This window comes from Nocardioides sp. (genome assembly GCF_964228225.1).
GTDB lineage: Bacteria > Actinomycetota > Actinomycetes > Propionibacteriales > Nocardioidaceae > Nocardioides.
The window spans coordinates 1-3,227 of the sequence record NZ_CAXQZB010000035.1; the positions used below are offsets into that span (position 1 = coordinate 1).

Genomic DNA, 3,227 nt, shown 5'->3' on the forward strand with positions numbered 1-3,227 from the left:
TGCCCCCCCGCCACCACCACGACGCCACCGTCGTCGCCGTCGGCGGGCGGATGCACAGCATCGAGGACATGACCCGGTTCGTCGAGGTCTTCCTCGCCACGCCCTTCCCCGGCGACGAGCGCCACGTGCGGCGCATCGGCCAGCTCAGCGCCTACGACGAGGGGCAGGGCCTGCCGGCGCTGCCCGAGTCGGCGCGGCTGCCCGAGAACCCCGACTACCGGCCAGACGAGGCCTGAGCCGCCAGGCCGCGACGCGCGATGCCCGAGGGACACACCCTCCACCGCCTGGCGCTGGACCTCACCGCCGCCTTCGGTGGCCGTGTCGTGCGCTCCAGCAGTCCGCAGGGTCGCTTCGCCGACGGCGCCGCGGTGCTCGACGGTGCGGTGTTCGCGGGCGCGGAGGCCTGGGGCAAGCAGCTGTTCTGCCGCCTCGCGGGGTCGGGGACCGGCCCCGAGCACCTCGTGCAGGTGCACCTGGGCCTGATCGGCACCTTCGCCGTGCAGGTGCTGCCCGACGACGCCGCGGTGCCGGCGCCGGTGGGGCAGGTGCGGTGGCGCCTGGCCACCGACCCCGCCGACCCCGGTCCGGTCGGCGTCGCCGACCTGCGTGGGGCCATCACCTGCGCGCTGCTCACCCCCGCCGAGCGCGACGTCGTCGTGGCCGGGCTGGGGCCCGACCCGTTGCGCGCCGACGCCGACCCCGACCGGGCCTGGGAGCGGATCCGCCGCAGCCGCATCGCGATCGGGGCGCTGCTCATGGACCAGTCGGTGCTCGCCGGCGTCGGCAACGTCTACCGCGCCGAGGTGCTGTTCCGGCAGCGCCTGGACCCGCGGCGTCCGGGGTCGTCGCTGCGGCGCTCGCAGTGGCAGGCGATCTGGGACGACCTGGTGGAGCTGATGCCCGAGGGCGTGCGGCTCAACCGCATCGACACGGTCCGACCCGAGCACACCCCCGAGGCGATGGGCCGTCCGCCGCGGCAGGACGACCACGGCGGGGAGGTGTACGTCTACCGGCGTCACGGGCAGCCCTGCCTGGTGTGCGGGCGCCGGGTGCGCACCGAGGTGATGGCGGGGCGCAACCTGTTCTGGTGCACCCGCTGCCAGCCGGCCTACCGGCCCCGCGGACGCTGAGCGGCCCACCGGCGGTGCTCCCCGGGATCCCACCCGGGGGAGCGTGCCCGCCGCGCGCTGGTCGGCCGTAGGGTGGGGGATCCCCCCACGCTGCTCCCGCGGCGTCGACCCGTCAGGAGCCTGATGTCCGTCCTGGGTGCGCAGCGCCGTGAGACCCGGCTGGTGCTGGGCCTCGGGGTCCTCGCCCTGGTGGCCGCGGTGATCGTGGCCGCCTTCCCCGAGCACGTCCCCAGCACGCTGCTGCTCATCCCGGTCGTGCTCGGCTCGATCCTGCTCGGGCCGCGCACCCTGCCCTGGTTCGTCGTGGCTCAGATGGCGCTGCTCACGATCGTGATCCTCGGGTTCGTCGACGTCACCAGCCGGATCGCCGGTGCCACCGCCGTGCAGTTCGCGATCGACGGGATCGTGCTGCTCGCCAGCTTCCGCCGCAGCCGGCTCGGAGTGGCCGGCATGCGGGGGGAGTCGATGTTCGTCGACCTGCGCGACCGCATCCTCGGCCAGGGCGAGCTGCCCGCGCTGCCCCGGGGCTGGCACGCCGAGTCGGCGCTGTCCTCGGCCGGCGGCACGGCCTTCGCGGGCGACGTCATCGTGGCCGCCCGCACCGACGAGGGCCGGGTGCTGCAGGTGGCCGTCGTCGACGTCTCCGGCAAGGGCGAGGAGGCCGGCACCCGCGCGCTGCTGCTCTCCGGCGCCCTCGGTGGGCTTCTCGGCGCGCTCCCGCCCGCGCAGTTCCTGCCGGCCGCCAACGCCTTCCTGCTGCGCCAGGAGTGGGAGGAGGGGTTCGCCTCCGCCATCCACCTGTGGCTGCACCTCGACACCGGCCACCTCGAGGTCCGTCTCGCCGGCCACCCGCCCGCGGCCCTGCGCACCGCCGGCAGCGGCCGCTGGCAGCTCCTCGACGGCGACGGCCCCCTGCTCGGCGTCGTCCCCGACGCCGACTTCGTGGGCCACGAGGGCGTCCTCACCCCCGGCGACACCCTCGTGCTCTACACCGACGGCATGGTCGAGTGCCGCGGCCGCGACATCGACCTCGGCCTCGACCGCCTCCTCGGTGAGGCCGAGTCCACCCTGCGCGCCGGCGTCCCCGGCGCCGCCCGCCGCCTCGCCGACGTCCTCGGCTCCCGCACCGACGACCGCGCCGTCGTCGTCGTCCACCGCCGCTGAGCCCCGTTCGTCCGACACTGGCGACGACGTCTGGGTCCCTCCGGTCGTCGAGGAGCGCTGGCGACGAGAGGCACGTGTGTGTCTGGGGCCTCCGGTCGGGTGCGGGTCGAGCGTCGTGGGGGCCGGCACGGTCGTCGAGGAGCGAGCCCTGGCGAGCGTCACGAGGCGCCCGCACCCGACAGACCACCTTGGCCCGGTGCCGTCTGCCGGCTCGCTACGTCTCGTGACGGCGCCGGGGCGCCTCCTCGACGAACGTCGGGGGGACAGGTCGTGCGTGGTGGGGGCCGGCACGGTCGTCGAGGAGCGAGCCGCTGGCGAGCGTCACGAGACGCCCGCACCCGACAGACCCCCCTCGGGCCGAGGTCGTCTGCCGGGGCGCCTCCTCGACGAACGTGGGGGGACGGCACGGTCGTCGAGGAGCGAGCCCTGGCGAGCGTCACGAGGCGCCCGCACCCGAGAAACCGCCTCTGGCGGTGCCGTCTGCTCCTGGTTGCTGGCGGTGACGAAAGGCGCTGGCGACGAGAGGCCGTGGGCCGCTGATGCCGGCGCTCGGGTGCGGGTGAGATCAGATCAGAAACCCTGCGCTGACCTGTGCAATCACACTGTTGTTCGAACACGTGTTCGAGTAGAATCGGAGCATGCCCACCTCCCTCCACGACACCGCGCCTCCCGACGCCGACGCGCGCACCCTGACCGGGCTCAAGGAGCTGGCCGGGGACGCCGAGGCGGCCGAACGGCGGTTCTTCATCGGCGCCGCCACCTACGCCGTCGCCCACCCGATCAAGGTGTGGACCCGGGCCGATGAGGAGCCCGAGACGATCGAGGAGGTCGCGGGGATCGATGAGTCCGCGGTGGCGGAGTTCGCCTGCGCGACCGGCCGCACGTACCAGTCGGGTCTGGGGTACCTGTCGGCGGCGAAGGAGTGCGCCACCC

The 3,227-nt window shown here is 74.8% G+C and carries 4 protein-coding genes; all 4 read left to right on the plus strand.

The genetic code is table 11. The features are described from left to right. The coding region (locus ACERUJ_RS07970; RefSeq protein WP_370247971.1) for an RpiB/LacA/LacB family sugar-phosphate isomerase at nucleotides 1-236 on the plus strand (236 nt) is incomplete at its 5' end. Between the two features lie 21 nt (nucleotides 237-257). Continuing rightward, complete coding sequence (locus ACERUJ_RS07975; RefSeq protein WP_370247972.1) at nucleotides 258-1,130, plus strand: Fpg/Nei family DNA glycosylase; 873 nt, start codon at nucleotides 258-260, stop codon at nucleotides 1,128-1,130. 123 nt (nucleotides 1,131-1,253) lie between these two features. Next, nucleotides 1,254-2,294 (plus strand): PP2C family protein-serine/threonine phosphatase, encoded by a 1,041-nt coding sequence (locus ACERUJ_RS07980; RefSeq protein WP_370247973.1) that lies wholly within the window; start codon nucleotides 1,254-1,256, stop codon nucleotides 2,292-2,294. Between the two features lie 638 nt (nucleotides 2,295-2,932). Next, nucleotides 2,933-3,227: hypothetical protein (locus tag ACERUJ_RS07985; protein ID WP_370247974.1), on the plus strand; the 295-nt coding region annotated here is incomplete at its 3' end.

Bases quoted from the DNA above. Each gene is read 5' to 3' on its own strand.
- ACERUJ_RS07980 (WP_370247973.1), top strand. From the start codon at position 1,254: ATGTCCGTCCTGGGTGCGCAGCGCCGTGAGACCCGGCTGGTGCTGGGC.
- ACERUJ_RS07975 (WP_370247972.1), top strand. From the start codon at position 258: ATGCCCGAGGGACACACCCTCCACCGCCTGGCGCTGGACCTCACCGCC.